This window comes from Pseudomonas putida (assembly GCF_004357765.1).
Taxonomy (GTDB): domain Bacteria; phylum Pseudomonadota; class Gammaproteobacteria; order Pseudomonadales; family Pseudomonadaceae; genus Aquipseudomonas; species Aquipseudomonas putida_U.
In genome coordinates this window covers 162,318-181,179 of record NZ_SMTE01000011.1, presented here as the reverse complement: position 1 = coordinate 181,179, position 18,862 = coordinate 162,318, and the positions used below count along the sequence as shown (strand labels likewise).

Here is an 18,862-nt window from a genome sequence, read left to right as displayed (position 1 = left end):
CTAGGCATCACAGCTCTACTGCGCTCACAGAAACGAATGATACAGAATTTGTCATTGGCGCCACGCATGGTGGCTCATTCAGTGCGCAGGGTCTGTTCCCAGTGCGGGCGGTCCATTCGATAGAGCACATGGGGGCGCAGCGGATGGCCCGTGGGCAGGCGCGGGTGCTCGAAGCTGCCATCGGGGTCCTGGACCATGCCAATGGCCTGCATGACTTTCTGCGAGGGCAGGTTGCTCTGGGTAGTGAACGACACCACTTGGTCCAGGCGCAATTGGGCGAAAGCACAACGCAGGCAGGTCCAGGCCGCCTCGCTGGCGAAGCCAAGGCCCCAGTGACGCCGGGCCAGACGCCAGCTGATTTCCACCGCCGGCGCGAACGGCGCGTCGAAGTTGACGTTGAGCAGCCCGGTCATGCCGATGAAGGCGCCGCTGTCGGTCCGCTCCAAGGCCCAAAGACCGAAACCGTACTCGCTGAAATGACCGCGGATGCGACCGATCAGCGCCGCCGCTTCCAGGCGCGTCAGAGGCGCTGGAAAATACCGCATCACCTGCGGATCGGCGCACATTGCCGCGAACTCCCGCAGGTCGTCATCCTGCCATTGGCGCAGCAACAGGCGGGCACTGTGCAGTTCGAGGATGGGGCTCATCGGGCGTGCTCCGATTTTACGGTGGCTCAGTCTACAGCGTAGGCGCACGCCGCACTTTCACCCAACCCTGCCAATGCAATGCAATTTTCACAGGGCCTTCACCGGGCTCCGACAGCAGCCTTCTCACAATGCCAGCCAATCATTGCCTGCCATTGGAGTCCTGCATGCTACCAAGCACCACCCTGGGTCATTCGGCCATCCGCCTGCGGCGCAAGCGACGGCTGTCACGCAAGGCCCTCGGTGCCGTCCTCGGCCTGTGCATGGTCGTGGCGGCGTTGACCACCTGGCTGGCGACGAGGACGCACATCGTGGACCTTGGCAACGAACAGCAATTGAGTGACAGCGGCCTGTTGCAGGACTGGGCCGAGGGCGCGGTGATCGTGATGATCCGCCATGCCGAGCGCTGCGACAGCGCACCGGGCCCCTGCCTGGACGACGCCACCGGCATCACCGTGGCCGGCAGCCAAGCGGCATCGCGGGTCGGTCAAGGCTTGCAGCAACTCGGGCTGTCCGGCGCCGACCTGATCAGCAGCCCGAAACTGCGTACCCGGCAAACCGCGCACTTCATCCTCGGCCAGCACGTGGCGAGCGAAGACTGGCTGGAAAACTGCGACCGCCAGTTCGCCAGCGAAGCCCTGGCGCACAAACGGGCCGGGCATAATCTGGTGCTGGTGACCCACAACGGCTGCATCGATCACTTCCAGCGCTCCCAGGGCGTGGCCGGGGGCGAGCGTGAAAGCGGCTATGCCAGCGCCTTGTTCGTCTCCGTCGATGCCACCGGCAAGACGCGGATTCTCGGCCGCCTCAACGAGCCCGACTGGCGGCGGGTACTGGCCAGCGTCGGTCGCTAGGCTGCCCGCACCAGCGAACCGATGCCTGCCATCATGCAGTTGGCAGGCTATACCGCGACCATGGCAAGATCAGCGCTGGCCCCACGTTGCGAACACCCCATGCCGTTGCCGCTGATCTACCACGACGACTACAGCCCGGAGTTCCCCGCCGAGCACCGCTTCCCCATGGACAAGTTCCGCCTGCTGCGCGACCACCTGGTCGACAGCGGGCTGGTCAGCGACCAGGACTTGCTGCGTCCGGAAATCTGTCCCAACGACATCCTCGCCCTGGCCCATGACCGCGACTACATCGAGCGCTACATGAACGGCGAGCTGTCCCGCGAGGACCAGCGCCGCCTCGGCCTGCCCTGGAGTGAGGCGCTGGCCCGGCGCACCGTGCGCGCGGTAGGTGGCTCGCTGCTGACCGCAGAGATGGCCCTGCAGCATGGCGTCGCCTGCCATCTGGCTGGCGGCACTCATCACGCCCACTACGACCATCCGGCCGGCTTTTGCATCTTCAACGACCTGGCGGTGATCAGCCGCTACCTGCTCGAAGCCGGACGGGTGCACCGGGTACTGATCTTCGACTGCGACGTGCACCAGGGCGACGGCACCGCGCGCATTCTCCACGACACGCCGGAGGCGATCACCGTGTCGCTGCACTGCGAGCAAAACTTCCCGGCACGCAAGGCCGACAGTGACTGGGACATACCGCTGCCACGGTGCATGGACGATGCCGCCTACCTGAAGGTGGTGGACGATGCCTTGAATTACCTGCTGCCGTTGTACCGCCCGGACCTGGTGCTGTACGACGCCGGTGTCGACGTGCACAAGGACGATGCCCTGGGCTACCTGCAACTGACCGACGAAGGTCTGGCCGCACGTGACGAACAGGTGCTGCGCCATTGCCTGGGCCGGGATATCCCCGTGGTCGGCGTGATCGGTGGAGGCTATAGCAAGGATCGCCAGGCATTGGCCCGGCGTCACGGCATCCTCCACCACAGCGCGGCACGGGTCGTGGGTTGTTAACAATGACTGTGGAACCGCTTGTGGATAACCTCTGTGAAAGCTCCTGCAGCCCTCGTCCAGCCTGGCCTGCGGGGAAGTGTTCGTTTTTTGACCAGTGCTTCCGACGGCTGCGCTAGGCTAGAATGTGCGGTCTTTTCCACAGCCTGTCGCCCCCATGTCCGAAATTCACCGCGCATCCCCTCCCCTGGCCGTCGTCATCGGTGGTGGCCCGGCCGGCCTCATGGCCGCCGAAGCATTGGCCCAGGCGGGCCTGGCGGTACAGGTGTTCGACGCCATGCCATCGGTAGGGCGCAAGTTCCTGCTGGCCGGTGTAGGCGGCATGAACATCACCCATTCGGAAGGTTATCCACAATTCAAGGCGCGCTACGCCGGGCGTCAGGATGAGATCGACGCTCTGTTGCGCGACTTCGATGCCGATGCCCTGCGCCAGTGGATTCATGGTCTCGGCATCGACACTTTCGTCGGCACTTCGGGCCGGGTGTTTCCCACCGACATGAAGGCGGCGCCGCTGCTACGCGCCTGGCTCAAGCGCCTGCGCGACAGCGGCGTGGTTATCCACACCCGCCACCGCTGGCTCGGATGGAATGCCGACGGCAGCTTGCGGATCAGTTATCCACAAGGCGAACTGCAGGTGCGGGCCGACGCCGTAGTCCTTGCTTTGGGCGGCGGCAGTTGGACGCGATTGGGCTCCGATGGCGCCTGGCAGCCGCTCCTGACCGAACGCGCTGTGGATATCTCGCCATTGCGGCCCAGCAACTGTGGCTTCGAAGTCCAGGGCTGGAGCACTGTGCTGCGCGACAAGTTCGCCGGGGCGCCGCTGAAGAACATCGCCTTGGGCATGCCCGGTATGCCTGCGCGTAAAGGAGAGTTCATCCTCACCGCCCAAGGCGTCGAAGGCAGCCTGGTGTACGCCTGGTCGGCGCCGCTGCGCGATGCCATCGCCCGCGATGGGCATGCCACGCTGCTGCTCGATCTGTTGCCGGACAAGCCTGTGGACAACATCGCCAAGGCGCTGGCCAAGCCACGTGGATCACGCTCGATGGCCAAGCATCTGCAAGGCCAGTTGGGGATCGACGGGGTCAAAGCGGGGTTGCTGCGCGAGCTCACCGATGCACCGACCTTCGCCGACCCGCAGGCGCTGGCACGGGCGATCAAGGCGCTGCCGATCACTTTGGTGCGCACGCGTCCCCTGGACGAAGCGATCAGCAGTGCCGGCGGAGTGCGCTTCGAGGGGCTGGATGCGGGGTTGATGGTGAAGGCGCTGCCGGGCGTGTTCTGTGCTGGCGAGATGCTCGACTGGGAAGCGCCGACCGGTGGCTATCTGTTGACCGCATGCTTTGCCAGTGGATTGCGGGCAGGGCGAGCGGCGGCAGAGTGGTTGGGATCCACAAGCTGACGCGATCCAGTTGGATCAACAGCCTTGCTCAAAATTGTGGGAGCGGGCTTGCCCGCGAACACCGGCGTAGCCGGTGCCATGCATCGCGGAGGCTTCTTCGCGGGCAAGCCCGCTCCCACAGAGCCAAGCGCTTATGGCTTGCGCTTGCGCGGCCCGCTGTTGAAGCTCGGCACCTTGCGCACCGCCTTGATCGGCGCTGGGGCAGCGTTTTCTTCACTGTCCATCCAGCGCCCCAGACCGCGCTTGGCGCTGTTTTCCTTTGGCTTCTTGGGCTTTTTCGGCTTCTTGATCACCTGACCACTGGCGTCGGTCATCGGCACCCGATGGTCGGGGATGAAGTCCGGCTCTTCATGGCGCGGCAGGGTCTGACGAATCAGGATCTCGATCGCTGCCAGCAGTTGCACTTCATCGGCACACACCAGCGAAATCGCCTCACCCTTGTTGCCCGCCCGGCCTGTACGGCCAATGCGGTGCACGTAGTCCTCGGCGACGATGGGCAGGTCGAGGTTGACCACCAGCGGCAGATCGTCGATGTCCAGACCACGGGCCGCTACATCGGTCGCTACCAGTACCTGCACCTCACGCGCCTTGAAGCTGTCCAGGGCGCGCTGGCGCGTGGCCTGGGGACGGTCACCATGGATACCGTCGGCATTCACGCCCTCGCCCAGCAGGCGCTCGACCAGTTGGTCGACGCCGTTGCGGGTCTTGGCGAATACCAGCACCTGTTGCCAACGCTGCTTGCGCAGCAAGTGACAGAACAGGTCGGCCTTGCGCTTCTTGTCCACCGGTACCAACCATTGCTTGACCGTCGTGGCTGCGGCATTGCGCGGGCTGACTTCGACGCTCAGCGGGTCATTCAGGGCAAGCCCGGCAAGCATGCGGATCTGCTCCGAGAAGGTGGCCGAGAACAACAAGGTCTGGCGCTTGCGCGGCAAGGCCGCGTACACCGCCTGCAATTCCTCGGCAAAGCCCAGGTCGAGCATGCGGTCGGCTTCATCGAGAACCAGCATCTGGACCTGGTTGAACTTGATGGCGTTCTGCCGGAACAGGTCGAGCAGCCGGCCTGGGGTTGCCACCAGCAAATCGACACCGCGACGCAAGCGCATCATCTGTGGGTTGATGCTGACACCACCGTATACCGCGTAAGTGCTCAGCGGCAGGTTCTCGGCGTACTCGCGGACGTTGGCATGGACTTGCTCGGCCAATTCCCGAGTCGGCACCAACACCAGGGCGCGGATCGAGTTGCTGGCGACCTTCTCGCCCTCCAGCGCCAGACGTTGCAACACCGGCAGGGCAAAGCCGGCGGTTTTGCCGGTGCCGGTCTGGGCCGCGGCCATCAGGTCGCGGCCGGCCAGCACGGCGGGGATAGCCTGGGCCTGGACCGGGGTCGGGGTGGTGTAGCCCAACTGCTGCAAGGTCTGCAGCAGGGGTTCGATCAGGCCGAGTTTGGCGAAATTCATGTCGGTACCGTCAGGGGGTTCAGCGAAGCCCGCAAGTTTACCGCAATGCCCTGCCCTACTTGCAGATTTCCCCTTCCAACGGCTGCGGCGGCCGGCGCCATTGCGGCAGACCGATCAACACCACCGCGCTGATGATCACGGCCATGGCCAGGCATTCCTCGGCGCCGATCTGCTCACCGGCAAAAATGATCCCCAGCAGGACCGCGACCGCCGGGTTGACGTAGGCATAGCTGGTGGCAGCTGCCGGGCGTACGTGCTTGAGCAGGTACATGTAGGCGCTGAACGCCAGGATCGAGCCGAACAGCACCAGATAGGCCAGCGCGCCCCAGCCAGCGGCACTGGGCATCTGAGTCATGCGCTCGCCCGAAACGGCACTGCCCAGCAGCAGCACCGCGCCCCCGACAAGCATTTCCGCGGCGCTGGCCATGGGGCCGGCGGGCAGCGGCAAAGATTTGCTCCACACCGAACCAAAGGCCCAGGACGCGGCGGCGAACAGGATCAGTGCCGCGCCGATAGGGCTGGCCTGCAGGTTCGAGCCCAGGTTGAGCAGGCCGATGCCGACCAGGCCCAAGGCGATACCTGCCCATTCCAAGGGCGAGTTGCGGTGGCCGAACAACAGACCGAACAGCAAAGTGAACAGCGGTACGGTGGCGATGGCCAGGGCCGCCACACCCGAGGCGACCCCGGCGTGTTCGGCCACCGTCACGCCACCGTTGCCGCAGCTCAGCAGCAGAAAGCCGATCGCCCCCGCTGCCCGCCATTGCCGCCAGGTCGGCGCCGGCACCCCGCGCCAGCGCAGAAAGCCATACAGCAGACCGCCGGCAATCATGAAGCGCACACCCGCCATGAGCATCGGCGGCCAGGACTCCACGCCGATGCGGATGAACAGGTAGGTGGAGCCCCAGACCAGATACAGGGCCAGAAAGGCACCGATGAGCAACAGCGGGAAGCGGCGGGAGGCAGGCATGGCAAGGGCACTCTAAGTCCGTTTACAGGTGCCCCAGTTTAGTGCGGAGGTTGCCTGGGAATAAGTTACAAAACTGGGCAAAAACACCGAAACACTTTGCCGGAGTGTGGGGTCATCATTGGCACAAGAGAGCTCAATGCCGCAACAACAATCGCCCCTCGATCGGCACATAACGGCTGGCCGCACGTATCAACGACAACGCCGTCAGCCCCGGCACGCCATACACCACTGCCTCGGTGCCGTGACGCTGAATCACCCGCTCGAGCAACAGGTCGAAATCACCATCGCCGGAGGCCAGCACCACCTGATCGACACGGCTGGCCGCATCGATCACATCCAGCGTGATTCCAACGTCCCAATCGCCCTTGGCCGAGCCATCGCTACGCTGGATGAACGGCTTGAGCCGCACCTCGAAGCCCAGGTTGCGCAATATCTGCTGGAACTGCTGTTGCTTGCTGTCACCGCGGTCGATGGCATAGGCGAAGGCCTCGACGATCTGCCCTTCACGGCTGACGTCGGCCCACAGTGCGGTGTAGTCGAAATGGCAACCGTGCGCCTGGCGCACGGTGTAATAGAGGTTCTGCACATCGGCGAACAACGCGATCTTCTTCACGACCCAACCTCGGCAGAAGGGGCGCGTCGCACCCCTGAAAATGACCGCAGTATGCCAGAGCTATCAGACGTAGGAGTCGTCGTCGGAGAAGAAGCCGCCATCGTCGCCATCATAGCCAGCGTCGTAGCCGCTGTCGGCATAGCCACCCTGGTTGCCCCAGCCACCATTGTCGGCGACCTGCTGCTGGCCGCTCTGGTCCTGCCAGCCACCGCTATCGCTGGCCGGCGCGGGTTCTTCCTTGATCACCTCGACCACTTCCTCGGGCTGCGAGTGGTGGTTGAACAAGCTGCTGATCCCCTGCGCCAGCAACACACCACCGGCCACGCCAGCCGCAGTCTGCATGGCACCGCCGAGGAAGCTGCTGGCACCGCCGCGGGCTGGCGCGGCGGCGAAGCCCGGCTGTTGTGCCTGGGGGGCGGTGTAGCCTGGGGCCGAGGGTTCGCGCCAGCCGCCGCCAGTAGCCTGGGGACGCGGCGGCGGGGCCTGGAACTGGGATTGCGGCTGGGGCGCAGGTGCCGGGCTGCGCGAGCCCGAACCGAACAGACCGGAGAGGAAACCACCCCCACCACTGCTGGCCTGCCCCCGGCTGGCCTCGGCCTGGGCACGGGCCTGCTCCAGTTCGCCCTGGAGCTGCTTGTTCTGTTCGTCCAAGCGCTTGAGCGCAGCTTCCTGCACCAGAATCGCCTGGGCCATGTAGTACGGCGCGGCCGGTTGCTGACGCAGGTGTTCTTCGATGCGCGCCTGGGCCTGGGCGTCACGCGGCTGGCTCGGATCCTCGGCTTGCTTGATGCGGCCGAACAGGCCGTCGATCAGGGTTTGTTCTTCAGTGTTCATGGGGCTACCTCATGGGGAGCAGGACATCGGACAGTGTCAAGATGGGGCGCTTGGGCACCGGATTCAATCAACCGAAGGGTGAAAGTTTTTTCAGCAAATGACCGCCCTGGGCTAAAGTTAGGCCCCTGTTTTGACTGTCATGCGATGTCTACCCATGAACCCGCTTAGCATTCTGCGCGACTCCTTCAATTTCTTCAGCCGCCACCTGACCCCCATCATCACCCTGTGCCTGCCGCTGATCGTGCTCGAGTCCCTGCTCGCGCAACTGCTGCAAGGCCAACTGAGCGATCGCGCGGCGATGGCGGCCGCGACCTTGGTCGGCCTGGCGTTGTACCCGCTGTACAACGCCGCGCTGATCCTCTATCTCGACACCCGCAGCAACGGCCAGGACATCGCCAAGCGCGACCTGCTGGCACGCGCGGCCCAGCTCTGGGCGCCGTTGGTACTGCTGCTGGTGATCAGCTTCCTGTTGATCCTCGCTGGCCTTGCCCTGCTGATCATTCCGGGCATCTGGATCATGATCAACCTGGTGTTCGCCGAATATCTGGTCGTGCTGCGCGGCTTGCCGGTGGTACAGGCGATGCGCGAAAGCGCACGTATGACCACCGGCCACTTCCTGCGCATCCTGGTCTGCCTGCTGGCAGTGCTGGCGCCGCTGTGGCTGATCGATGCCCTGCTGATGACGCTGTTCCCCGAGCCTGCTCCCGGTATCGAACTGCTGCTCAACAGCCTGAACGGCTTCCTCAGCCTGTTCATCACCGTGGTGCTGTACCGCCTGTTCATGCTGCTGGAGAACGAAGCAGGCGCTTGAACTGGCCTGCCGACGAACGGCTCGGTTATGCTGGCACCACCCGCACCGACAAGCCGAGCCGATGACCCGACTACTGCGCAACGTCCTGCTCCTGATTATCCTGCTGCTGGCCCTGCTGTGGTTGCTCGCCCACCACCTGAGCTGGCAGCCCGCGCAGCGCGAGGCAGTGCCGGTGGCCTGCCAGGGCAACCCGGCAGCACTGCAACCGGGGCAGACCCTGAAGGTCATGACCTGGAACGTGCAGTACCTGGCCGGCAAGCGCTATGTGTTCTGGTACGACCAGGGCCGTGGTGACGACACCCGCCCCAGCGCCGAAGACCTGGCGTTCAACCTCGATGAAGTGGCCCGTGTCATCCGCACGCAAAAGCCGGACGTGGTACTGCTGCAGCAGTTGGACAAGAACACCAAGGCCACCGACTACCAGGACCAGCTGGCGCTGCTGCGCGAACGCCTGGCCGACCTCTACCCCTGTGCTGCCCAGGCCTACGACTGGCAGGCCGGGCTGGTACCCGACCGGCACATCCTCGGCAGCGTCGGCCGCACCCTGGCCACCCTCAGCCGCTACCCGATCGGCAAGGCCGAACGCCTGGCACTGCCCAACGATGCCGACACGGTCCTGCAGCGTCTGTTGCGACCGCAGCCAGGGCTTCTGGTCAGCTACCTGCCCATCGCCGGCGGTGGCCGCCTGGCAGTGCTCAACACCCGCCTCTCGCCCTACCAACCCGGCAGCGACGTGCAACGCCGCCAGGTCGCCCATGTGGCCAAGGTGCTCGATCGCCTGGAAGGCCAGGGCACGCCCTGGGTGATCGGCGGCGACTTCAACCTGCTGCCCCTGGGTCAGTACCGGCGCCTGCCGCCGGCCCTGCGCGGCACCTACTCAGCCGACAGCGACCTGCACCTGCTGTGGGACAAGTACCCGCTGATACCCAGCAACGCCGAAGCCAGTGGCGCCGAGCGCGATGCCTGGCTGACCCACTTCCCCAACGACCCGGCGGCCAACGGGCCGGACCGCACGCTGGACTACCTGGTGCACAGCCCTAGGCTGCTACGCCAGGATGCCCAGGTACTGCAGCAGGACACCCTGCAGATCTCCGATCACCTGCCGGTGCTCGCCCGCCTGCAAATCCCTGGGCGTCCCTGATGCCTGGGCCTCCCTGGGGCTTCGAGCAGCCCCGCCAGGACCTCCAGCGGCTGGTGTATGAGCGGTGCAGCCCCTCAAAAAATGTTGTTTTTTCTGGTTGATCGGCTATCCCTTAGATGGCTCTAAGGCGTAAGGCAGCTGGCCGAATGCAAGCGGCCCCAAGCCCCCATCAAAACGGACAAGACTGGAGCCCCTGATGAGCCTCTCCCCTTTCCACCTGGCAATCCCTGTATACGACCTCCCGACCGCTCGTGCTTTCTATGGCGATCTGTTCGGCCTGGCCGAAGGCCGCTCCAGCACCCATTGGGTCGACTTCGATTTCTATGGCCACCAACTGGTCATCCACGAGCACCCCAAGACCGCCAGCCAGGAGTCGGCCCACACCAACGCCGTCGACGGTCACGACGTACCGGTGCCGCATTTCGGCATCATTCTCGACTGGGACGAGTGGGAAGCCCTGGCCGAGCGCCTAAAGGCGCACGAAACCAAGTTCGTCATCGAGCCCTACGTGCGCTTCAAGGGCCAGGTCGGCGAGCAGGCCACCATGTTCCTCTTCGACCCGTGCGGCAATGCCCTGGAGTTCAAGGCGTTCAAGGATATGAGCCAGCTGTTCGCCAAGTGACCGACCAGACCGCGCCCTGAGAGGTTGGGCGGGGGGCGCTACAAGCCTCTACAAAAGGCCCTGTTCGCTCTCGATGATCTGGGTGATGATCGGCACCGGCGTCAGCAGGTGATCGAGCATCATCTTGCTGGCCTTGTCGGCGTCGCGCCCGATGATCGCCTCGACCAGCGCCGCGTGCTCGGCGCGCTTGAGGCGCAGCGCATCTTCCGATAGCACCGTGCGCTTGAGCCAGATCTGGCGATAGCGTTCGGCCTGGTCCTGAAGGAACGCCCGGGCCTGCAGCAAGCTCTTGGACCCGCATCCACTGGCGATGGCGCTGTGGAACGCCTTGTGCCGGGCATCCCAGATCTCGACCATTTCCTGGGGGCTGTGCAGCTCCACCACCTTCGACAACACATGCGAGCGGGCGATGATCGAGGCCTCCCAGGCCTCGTCGCCGCGCTCGACAGCCAAGCCGACGATCATCGCTTCGAGATGCGCCCGGGCCTCGTACACGTCGCGCATTTCTTCCAGCGACATGCTCGCCACGCGATACCCCTTCTGGTTGACCGAACTCACCAGACGCTCGGCGACCAGCCGCGCCAGCACCTCGCGCATCGGGCCAACACCCAGCGCGTAGCGCTCTTTGAGGCTGCTCATCAACAGCTTTTCACCCGGCCGATAGGCGCCTTGGAGAATGTCGGCCTTCAGGCGCGCGTAGGCGGCATCCGAGGCGGGTTCAGCCAGAGAAAGGTCATCCATAGAGGGGTTCCATTGCTAGATAGCGCCGATCATACCGGAAATGGCGCCACCTCCGCTTTGCGTCTACCTCAATGCGTTTTAACTACATAAATTAAAAATGTAGACATTTTGTTAAAGTGACGATAATTTTCCCTCACAGCCGCACATCACCGACATTCCCGACTGGCCCGCCCAGGAGACGCCATGAACGCTTTCACCCAGATCGACGCCCCCGCCGTTCCCCAGCCCGTAGCCCTGCAAGGCTTCACCCTGCAGGCCAGCGAACAGTCCGACCGCCTGCTGGAGCTGCGCTTGCCGAAAGCCACAGTCGATGCCTTCGTCGCGGCAGTGGCGCAATGGCCGGTACAGGCACTGGAGTACAAGTCGTTCCTGCGCTTCCAGGTCGGCAAGATCCTCGATGACATCTGCCAGGGCACCCTGCGCCCGGTCATCATCAACACCCTGCTCGACCGCAGCACCGGCGGCCTGCTGGTGATCCCGGAAGGGCTGGACGATGTGAGCCAGGCCGAAGACATGGTCAAGCTGTCGACCGCCGTTGCTCACCTGTTGGGCCGCTCGAACTTCGACGCCATGAGCGGCCAGTTCTACGCACGCTTCGTGGTCGAGAACGTCGACAATTCCGACAGCTACCTGCGCCAGCCGCACCGGGTCATGGAGCTTCACAACGACGGCACCTTCGTCAACCAGATCACCGACTACGTGCTGATGATGAAGATCGACGAGCAAAACATGGAAGGCGGCAACTCGCTGTTGCAGCACCTGGACGACTGGGCCGACCTGGATACCTTCTACAAGCACCCGCTGGCCCGCCGCGTGATGCGCTGGACCGCGCCGCCCAGCAAGAACACCCGCGAGGATGTGTTCCACGCAGTGTTCGACACCGACGCCGCCGGCCGCCCGACCATGCGCTACATTGATCAGTTCGTGCAGCCCGAGAACTTCGAGGAAGGCACCTGGCTGTTCCAGCTGGGCGAGTCGCTGGAAGGCAGCGCGAGCAAGGTCTCGATACCGGTGCCGGTGGGTTCGTTCCTGCTGATCAACAATCTGTTCTGGCTGCACGGTCGCGATCGTTTCACCGCTCACCCGGGCCTGCGCCGCGAGCTGATGCGCCAGCGGGGCTACTTCAGCTTCCCGAAAATGCAGCACCACCGCGGCCAGACCTCCAACTGATACGCGACACGCCAGCGGCCGGATCCCCGGTCGCTGGCGTGTCGAAGGAACAGACTCATGTACGATTTCGTGATCATCGGTGGCGGCATTGTCGGCATGTCCACTGCCATGCAGCTGGCTGACCGCTATCCAGGGGCACGCATGCTCGTGCTGGAGAAGGAAAGCGGCCCGGCCCAGCACCAGACCGGCCACAACAGCGGCGTGATCCATGCCGGCGTGTACTACACCCCCGGCAGCCTCAAGGCCAAGTTCTGCCTGCAGGGCAACATTGCCACCAAGCGCTTCTGCGATGAGCACGGCATTCGCTACGACGAGTGCGGCAAGCTGCTGGTGGCCACCAACGAACTGGAAATGGAGCGCATGCGCGCCCTGTGGGAACGCACCGCGGCCAATGGCCTGGAGCGCCACTGGCTGAGCGCTGGCGAGCTGCGCGAGCGCGAGCCGAACATCGTCGGCCTAGGCGGCATCTTCGTGCCCTCCAGCGGCATCGTCAGCTACGCCGAGATCACCGCGCAGATGGCCAAGGAGTTCCAGAAGAAAGGCGGCACCATCGTCTTCGGCAGCGAGGTCACGGCGCTGACCGAGCGGGCGGATTCGATCGTGGTGCAGACCGCAGGCGACACCTACATCACTCGCTACCTGGTGTCCTGTTCCGGGCTGATGGCCGACCGTGTGGTGCGCATGCTGGGCGTCGAGCCGGGCTTCACCATCTGCCCTTTCCGTGGCGAGTACTACCTGCTGCCGCCGCAGCACAACCAGATCGTCAACCACCTGATCTACCCGATTCCGGACCCGTCGATGCCGTTCCTCGGCGTGCACCTGACGCGGATGATCGACGGCACGGTCACCGTGGGGCCGAACGCGGTGCTGGCGATGAAGCGCGAGGGTTACCGCAAGTCCGACGTTTCACTGACCGACCTTGCCGGCATGCTCGGCCACAAGGGCATTCGCAAGGTGCTCAAGGACAACCTGCGCCCGGGCCTGACCGAGATGAAGAACTCGCTGTTCAAGGGCGGTTATCTCAAGACCGTGCAGAAGTACTGCCCGAGCCTGCGCAAGGAAGACCTCAAGCTCTACCCTGCTGGCGTGCGGGCCCAGGCAGTGTCCAATGAAGGCAAGCTCATCGACGACTTCCTGTTCGTCAACACCGCCCGCAGCGTGAACGTGTGCAACGCGCCATCGCCGGCGGCCACTTCGGCGATTCCGATTGGGGCGTATATCGTGTCGAAGGTGGAAGAGCAGGTGGGGGATAGTTTGGCGAAGGTGGTGGTGCAGGTGCCTCAGGCCAAGGTGGGGTGAGATAGGCGTTGGGGCTGCGCCGGGCAGCCTCTCCTAGAACCTTTTCACGCTGCCTGTGGACCCAGGCCTGCAGCACGCTCCCAGGGAGCCGGGAAATCGCCCGGCCCCCCTTGGAGAGTAGTCATGTCAAACCCTGCCAGCGCTGACCTTTGGTACACGCGTTCATTCACCGGCAAGCTCTATGTGCGCAAGGACGCAACGCTGATTCCCACCCGCCAGCATGCCTATGGTGCCGACCCGGACAGGCCCACCTATGAGCAGGCCTATTCCAACGACGGCTGGTTGCGCATGGGCGGCAGCGAACCTACCGTCTCGCTTGCATGCTCGTATCTGTCGAAAGGTCCGGATGGGCTGAGGTTCACGATTTCAGGCTGCGACGAAGACAGCGAGAGGAAGCTTGGCGTCAGCCGCAATGGATACCTGGGTTTCTACAAAGTCGCCGCAGTCACCGATCCCTGGTTGATCGAACCTGTCACGGTGGATGGCGATGTGCTCGTTTGTCGGCTCAAGGACCACCGGGGGCATGTGGTGAAGGCCGAGTTGGGCACAAGTGACCAGTACCTGAATGTGGAGACAGGCACTTCGCTCGAGTTCGCGATCGTTCATGCGCCAGATTGACGCTTGGTGATTCGATGTCCCGCCTGTGGGAGCGGCCTTGCGTCGCGAAAGGGCCGCAAAGCGGCCCCGACAATCCCGCAGCGACGCCATCTTTCAATCACCGCACTGTTCTCTCCAGTAAGTCTTTTCCCAACTTGAAACCAATTCCTTCAAAGCGAAACAGTCCTTTTTTGCACTTTTGCCGCACAAGCCACGGTGTATTCATTTCTGTCCGAAACAATCCGAGCACATAGTTGAGGCAGAAAAATCAGATTTGGGCTCTTTTCTGTAGGACGTTTCCCAAAGATACTGTTGCGGCCTATTTTCCATTGCGGCCTGGTCGAGATGCATTTTAGTCTCGGGGTGTCGTTGCACATCAACGACCGGCTTTGACAGGCCGCGATTGGGTTTTGGCATACGGCACGTCCTTATGGCGGCTGTATATGGGGCACGTTCGCGTGCGCCGGAGCTTGCCAATTCCTTCCGGTCTGTCAACCCATGTACAGCTGCCACCCCAATGTTTGACAGCAAACGGGTAGCAGCATCTCAGAAGGAATTGGATGATGCTGAAAGTAGTTCCCGACCCACCGAACAATCCCTACTCCCTCGAAGACACGCTGATGGTCGCCTCGAACTATGCGCGGTGCGCTGAAGCCGTGGTGCAGCAGGCTCTCATGATGCAGCCCGCGTCGCCGGCCACAGTCCTGGTCATGGCGACGGCGCATGAACTTGGAAGCCTGAGAAAGTTGATCGCCTCAGCTTTGGCTCAAGTCCAGCAGCGTTCAGATCAGCCTCGGCCCCACTAAGCCACAAAACGTTCTGTCTGGCCTGGCCTAATCGCGAGCGACCTTGCCTTACATGCTCGCTCTTCCCTTCCCTCAGCTTGAACGGTGGGCGTGTAGGAGCCGGCTTGCCGGCGATAAGGCCAGCCCAGGCACCCAAAACTTCAGGGAGATAAAACCATGCCCATGAACGATACCAGCCGCAGCTTCACAGTCGGCAAAACCAAGTTCTACCAAGGTGAAAACCAGACCCAACCTTTGTTCTGCATCGAGCCCGGCATCCCTTGCCACTACGCTCGGGAACAAGCTTCGGAGTTAATGGGCTGCGCCCGCGACATGAGCATCGCCGGCGTGATGGACGACAAACCTCAATGTGTGTGGGCTGCGCACTACCTCAGCGCGCTGGCCAAGGCCCTTTTGGATGATGCCGAGTTGGGCATGCAGCGCCGAGATGTGTACTGACTGAGCCGGCCTCTTCGCGGGTAAACCCGCTCCTACAGGTACTGCGCCGAATTCAAGAACAGCGCTGTACCTGTGGGAGCGGGCTTGCCCGCGAACACGGGCGAAGCCCGTGCCATCCCCCACCAAACCCGAGGACAAACCACCATGCCACCCTGCAAACCATCCCGCATCCCGCCACCCGAAGACCCAATGCCGCTGCCAACCTTTCGCCCCTGCCAATCCATCTTCACCGTGACCCCAACCACAACCCTCTCCTACGCCCAGGCAGAGGCGCAGAAATTGATGGAATGTGCCCGTTACCTGAACCACACCGGTGTATTGACGGGGGATCATCGCATGACAGCGGCGTCCCACCACATCAGCGCCATGGTCAAGATGCTGCTGGATGAAATCGAACAGGGGATGCTGCCGTCGCGGCTTCGGGGGCAATATTACGCGTGACCCTGCTGGCGTGATCGAATTGTCGGTCACGCTCTCACGCGGCGCATCGCCGGCAAGCCGGCTCCTACATTTTTCAACAGGCCTATTCAAAAGAGGCCGCGCGCCGCCCTTTCCAGTACCACCATAGGCTATAAGCCTTGGCCAACTCCGATGCGATCAATAGACCCGCCCAGAGCCATGGATTGATAGTAGGCAATAGCAGGATTACCGAAACCGAAGGAATCAAGAAAAAGAGGCGAAATGGTATTTGCGCTAGCGCCAAATAGATACCCAGCTTTTTTCCACAGCAAAGTAGGATGCCCGTAGCCAGAACAGAAATTTGGAGTGCGCCTCCCACCCAAACAAAAAACTCGAAATCTCCACCCCAGCGGCGTACGTTCTCAAGCGCGGCATTGAAGTCACTTAAAAACGGCACCATTCCCCGTGAAACACTGCCAGCGACGAAGATGAGCACATAAATTATATCTAGCGCTCCCCACACGCGCAGCAGACATTGCCGCCTTCGTACGAAACTCATTTCACCAACCCCACTCACCCTTAGCTTCATAACTGTCATTTGCTACCACTGGACGCCAATGCCACGAGCATCGACAACAGCGGATAGATTTATTTAACAGAACCAAATGGGGGCAGGCCAATTCTATTCGTCTAGCGAAAATAAATCTGCCCCCATTTCTTCGCTTCTTCTATTGGCCCGGCTAACTATTCCCCCGCAACGTCCACCATTGACAACTCAGATCAGGTTCAAACATCACCCTTGCCTCTGAAATTAATTCAGCGAAACCAAATACAACGCGAACTCCCGCTCCTGACCCATCACGCACCACCTCAATTATGTCAACGTTTTCCGAAGAAACCACCGCCACTTCCTGCTTGGAGAGTCTCAACACAACCTGAAAAGACTCCATAACCGCACTAAATGAGAAATCCATTTCAAGATCGCTATTTCTTGACTTAATTGTGTAACTACATAGCGCTAAATTTGGATCCACCTCAATAGGTTCGATACCAAACTCTTCCAAAAAATCATTTTTACTCGGAAATTTCATCATTGAGCCCTTAACAGAAATGAACAGAAATGGAGAAAAGTGGAGAAAAGGGGACAGATTTATTTTTCGCGGTTTCGCCTAGGCCTGCCTTGACCTCGCAACTCCACGCGTTGTCCATGGATTTTCTCTATTTCATCCACAAAGCAAGCCCCTCCGGTTAGCTGCCCTCTCTGCAAGGCTACACGGATCAAATCCGTTTCACTTGATGGTACGGCTTGGCGCATGAACTCGACGTACCGTGCACGACGACTCTCTGGTGTGTCGCCAAGTTCAACGAAGCAGGGATCTATGTCCAGCCAGTTACTGTCACCGTGATTCGTAATCCGCAGCCGGTAGCTCGACCACGGATAGTCACTCGCTTCCGCCACCATTCGGGCTTGAACCGGGTTCAACTCGATGTAGCGGCAACAGGCAAGCAGGTAAGTATCCGAGTCGACCACACTCGACTTGAAGCGGCTTTCCCAGAGAGTCCCGGTGCGCCCTTCCTGACGGTTTCTATAACGAGTGGCACGTGCCCCCAGTGCTTTCATTAACTGCCCCAGCCCCATGATGGATTCACCCGGCGCCAGTAACAGATGGACATGATTCGTCATCAGGCAGTAGGCATAGACCTTGACTCCGAAAACGTCTTTCAGCTCACGGAGATCAGCGATGTAACGCTGATAATCCGGCTCAGCGGAAAACACCACCTGCCGATTATGACCACGTTGTACCACATGATGCGGGTAGTTGGGCAATACGATACGCCCCATTCTTGGCATAACAACCTCCTTCCATAGTGGCCCTCAGCCTAGCCGACATAAAAAATAAATCTTCTTCCTTCCCGCAACTTAACCCAGACAATTGTAACCGTTGGTTAACAGGGGCACGCCAAAAAATAATAAGAAATAAAACCGCCCCCTTTTCCCATCAAATTCTATTCGTCTAGCAAAAATAAATCCGTCCCCATTTCTGAGACCGGTGCTGGGTGGGATAGTGCGCTTGGAGAATTATCGAAAAGACCAATCATGTATTGAAATACATTCAATCATTTGACTCGGCGCATGCTCCAGCGAAGCTCTATAGTCGGTTATAAAGCTAATTCCTTCTATATATCTACCGCTTTCAATTATTAAAAAATCGTCATCCACATCATTGAAATCAAGGTCATAATAATCATTAAGCAGCAGTAGGTCATCGCCAGGCATAACCGACTTGAATTTCCCTTGGTAGCCCTTTCCAACCACAACTCTATATAGTTTCTTGGCATCTCCAAAATCCAATGAAACCACATCATTTAGATAGCTGAATGACTCAACAGTCTTGCCAAGTCCGATAGCCGTACCGACTTTTGACCTGACTCCAACCCATCCCGCACTGCTAATCAAAACCTCATCAAGGCATGCATCAGACTCATACCAGTCAAAGATTCCAATTCTTTCTTGAATGCTGGAAAAATCCTCCCCCAGAGAAAATCCCGCCGCGCTTATACCCGGAATCAGCGCCGCCTTAAGATTAGGAATTAACATTGCCATGCACCACTACTCCCAAGCTTTCCACTGGCCAGCCTCATACTTCAAGCGGCTACCTTGCTTATCGTAATACTGCTGATACTTGGTAATTGTTCCTGGCTTGAAGCCTGCACTTGAGTCAATCACCCTGACTTCAGTTCCATCTTTGTACGTAAACTTATAGTACTCCGCCTCATGCCGACCTCCGCCAGAGTGGTATTGGACTTCCTTAATCGCTGGATGCCCTTCCACTGTAAATGCTTGTGCATTGCCAGAAGTGCCTGGCTTGGGAAAAAGGGGACAGAATTATTTAATTAAATCGAATAAAGGCAGATCAATTCTATTCGTCTAGAGAAAATAAATCTGCCCCATTGCTATTTTCTCTCCTAGTCAAAAATAAATCTGTCCCGTTTTCTCCGTTTTCTCTTCTGGTCGCCCCCATTTCTGGTCCATTTCTGCGCCCCCCATTTCTGCCTCTTCC

Annotated in this window: 22 protein-coding genes; 12 read left to right on the top strand and 10 right to left on the bottom strand. The window is 61.0% G+C overall.

Annotated elements, in window-relative coordinates:
* Positions 1-74 precede the first annotated feature (74 nt).
* Positions 75-647 (bottom strand): GNAT family N-acetyltransferase, encoded by a 573-nt coding sequence (locus E2H86_RS18270; RefSeq protein WP_133330306.1) that lies wholly within the window; start codon positions 645-647, stop codon positions 75-77.
* Between the two features lie 164 nt (positions 648-811).
* Here E2H86_RS18270 and E2H86_RS18265 point away from each other — a divergent pair, with 164 nt between their 5' ends.
* The 3 genes from E2H86_RS18265 to E2H86_RS18255 all read left to right on the top strand — a co-directional run bounded on the left by E2H86_RS18265 (position 812) and on the right by E2H86_RS18255 (position 3,902).
* The gene (locus tag E2H86_RS18265) at positions 812-1,498 is read left to right on the top strand and encodes a histidine phosphatase family protein (protein ID WP_133330304.1); all 687 of its coding nucleotides are present in this window, start codon (positions 812-814) and stop codon (positions 1,496-1,498) included.
* A gap of 99 nt (positions 1,499-1,597) precedes the next feature.
* Positions 1,598-2,506, top strand: a complete 909-nt coding sequence (locus tag E2H86_RS18260) for a histone deacetylase family protein (protein ID WP_133330474.1) — start codon at positions 1,598-1,600, stop codon at positions 2,504-2,506.
* Positions 2,507-2,660: 154 nt separating this feature from the next.
* Entirely contained in the window at positions 2,661-3,902 is a 1,242-nt protein-coding gene (locus tag E2H86_RS18255) for a TIGR03862 family flavoprotein (RefSeq protein WP_133330302.1), read from the top strand.
* A 131-nt stretch (positions 3,903-4,033) separates the two neighbouring features.
* Here the strand turns inward: E2H86_RS18255 and E2H86_RS18245 are convergent, their stop codons facing one another.
* The 4 genes from E2H86_RS18245 to E2H86_RS18230 form a co-directional block, all read right to left on the bottom strand.
* Positions 4,034-5,362, bottom strand: a complete 1,329-nt coding sequence (locus E2H86_RS18245) for a DEAD/DEAH box helicase (RefSeq protein WP_133330300.1) — start codon at positions 5,360-5,362, stop codon at positions 4,034-4,036.
* 55 nt (positions 5,363-5,417) lie between these two features.
* Positions 5,418-6,329 carry a drug/metabolite exporter YedA gene (gene yedA / locus E2H86_RS18240; protein WP_133330298.1) on the bottom strand — a complete coding sequence of 304 codons (912 nt, stop codon included), beginning with the start codon at positions 6,327-6,329 and terminating at the stop codon, positions 5,418-5,420.
* Positions 6,330-6,462: 133 nt separating this feature from the next.
* Positions 6,463-6,942 carry a LabA-like NYN domain-containing protein gene (locus E2H86_RS18235; protein WP_133330296.1) on the bottom strand — a complete coding sequence of 160 codons (480 nt, stop codon included), beginning with the start codon at positions 6,940-6,942 and terminating at the stop codon, positions 6,463-6,465.
* 63 nt (positions 6,943-7,005) lie between these two features.
* Positions 7,006-7,776: a DUF2076 domain-containing protein gene (locus E2H86_RS18230; protein ID WP_133330294.1), complete on the bottom strand. Its 771-nt coding sequence runs from the start codon at positions 7,774-7,776 to the stop codon at positions 7,006-7,008.
* 154 nt (positions 7,777-7,930) lie between these two features.
* Here E2H86_RS18230 and E2H86_RS18225 point away from each other — a divergent pair, with 154 nt between their 5' ends.
* From E2H86_RS18225 to E2H86_RS18215, 3 genes are all read left to right on the top strand, one after another.
* Positions 7,931-8,587, top strand: a complete 657-nt coding sequence (locus E2H86_RS18225; RefSeq protein WP_133330292.1) for a YciC family protein — start codon at positions 7,931-7,933, stop codon at positions 8,585-8,587.
* Positions 8,588-8,648: 61 nt separating this feature from the next.
* Positions 8,649-9,728: an endonuclease/exonuclease/phosphatase family protein gene (locus tag E2H86_RS18220; protein ID WP_133330290.1), complete on the top strand. Its 1,080-nt coding sequence runs from the start codon at positions 8,649-8,651 to the stop codon at positions 9,726-9,728.
* 196 nt (positions 9,729-9,924) lie between these two features.
* A complete protein-coding gene (locus E2H86_RS18215; RefSeq protein ID WP_133330288.1) occupies positions 9,925-10,350 on the top strand; it encodes a VOC family protein in 426 nt (141 codons plus the stop codon).
* Between the two features lie 48 nt (positions 10,351-10,398).
* Here E2H86_RS18215 and csiR read toward each other — a convergent pair whose 3' ends face one another.
* Complete coding sequence (csiR, locus tag E2H86_RS18210; protein WP_133330286.1) at positions 10,399-11,091, bottom strand: DNA-binding transcriptional regulator CsiR; 693 nt, start codon at positions 11,089-11,091, stop codon at positions 10,399-10,401.
* Positions 11,092-11,274: 183 nt separating this feature from the next.
* Here csiR and glaH point away from each other — a divergent pair, with 183 nt between their 5' ends.
* The 6 genes from glaH to E2H86_RS18180 all read left to right on the top strand — a co-directional run bounded on the left by glaH (position 11,275) and on the right by E2H86_RS18180 (position 15,842).
* Positions 11,275-12,261, top strand: coding sequence for a glutarate dioxygenase GlaH (glaH, locus tag E2H86_RS18205; RefSeq protein ID WP_133330284.1), 987 nt, complete (start codon positions 11,275-11,277; stop codon positions 12,259-12,261).
* A 57-nt stretch (positions 12,262-12,318) separates the two neighbouring features.
* The gene (lhgO, locus tag E2H86_RS18200) at positions 12,319-13,560 is read left to right on the top strand and encodes an L-2-hydroxyglutarate oxidase (protein WP_133330282.1); all 1,242 of its coding nucleotides are present in this window, start codon (positions 12,319-12,321) and stop codon (positions 13,558-13,560) included.
* Between the two features lie 123 nt (positions 13,561-13,683).
* Positions 13,684-14,178: a hypothetical protein gene (locus tag E2H86_RS18195; RefSeq protein WP_133330280.1), complete on the top strand. Its 495-nt coding sequence runs from the start codon at positions 13,684-13,686 to the stop codon at positions 14,176-14,178.
* 542 nt (positions 14,179-14,720) lie between these two features.
* Complete coding sequence (locus E2H86_RS18190; protein ID WP_133330278.1) at positions 14,721-14,963, top strand: hypothetical protein; 243 nt, start codon at positions 14,721-14,723, stop codon at positions 14,961-14,963.
* Between the two features lie 156 nt (positions 14,964-15,119).
* Positions 15,120-15,401 (top strand): DUF3077 domain-containing protein, encoded by a 282-nt coding sequence (locus E2H86_RS18185; RefSeq protein ID WP_133330276.1) that lies wholly within the window; start codon positions 15,120-15,122, stop codon positions 15,399-15,401.
* A gap of 189 nt (positions 15,402-15,590) precedes the next feature.
* Positions 15,591-15,842 carry a DUF3077 domain-containing protein gene (locus E2H86_RS18180; protein ID WP_165976088.1) on the top strand — a complete coding sequence of 84 codons (252 nt, stop codon included), beginning with the start codon at positions 15,591-15,593 and terminating at the stop codon, positions 15,840-15,842.
* An 82-nt stretch (positions 15,843-15,924) separates the two neighbouring features.
* Here E2H86_RS18180 and E2H86_RS18175 read toward each other — a convergent pair whose 3' ends face one another.
* The 4 genes from E2H86_RS18175 to E2H86_RS18160 all read right to left on the bottom strand — a co-directional run bounded on the left by E2H86_RS18175 (position 15,925) and on the right by E2H86_RS18160 (position 18,405).
* Positions 15,925-16,359, bottom strand: a complete 435-nt coding sequence (locus E2H86_RS18175; RefSeq protein ID WP_133330272.1) for a hypothetical protein — start codon at positions 16,357-16,359, stop codon at positions 15,925-15,927.
* Between the two features lie 181 nt (positions 16,360-16,540).
* Complete coding sequence (locus E2H86_RS18170) at positions 16,541-16,891, bottom strand: hypothetical protein (protein ID WP_133330266.1); 351 nt, start codon at positions 16,889-16,891, stop codon at positions 16,541-16,543.
* Between the two features lie 59 nt (positions 16,892-16,950).
* Positions 16,951-17,652 (bottom strand): transposase, encoded by a 702-nt coding sequence (locus E2H86_RS18165; protein WP_133330264.1) that lies wholly within the window; start codon positions 17,650-17,652, stop codon positions 16,951-16,953.
* Positions 17,653-17,880: 228 nt separating this feature from the next.
* Positions 17,881-18,405 (bottom strand): hypothetical protein, encoded by a 525-nt coding sequence (locus tag E2H86_RS18160; RefSeq protein WP_133330262.1) that lies wholly within the window; start codon positions 18,403-18,405, stop codon positions 17,881-17,883.
* Between the last annotated feature and the right edge of the window lie 457 nt (positions 18,406-18,862).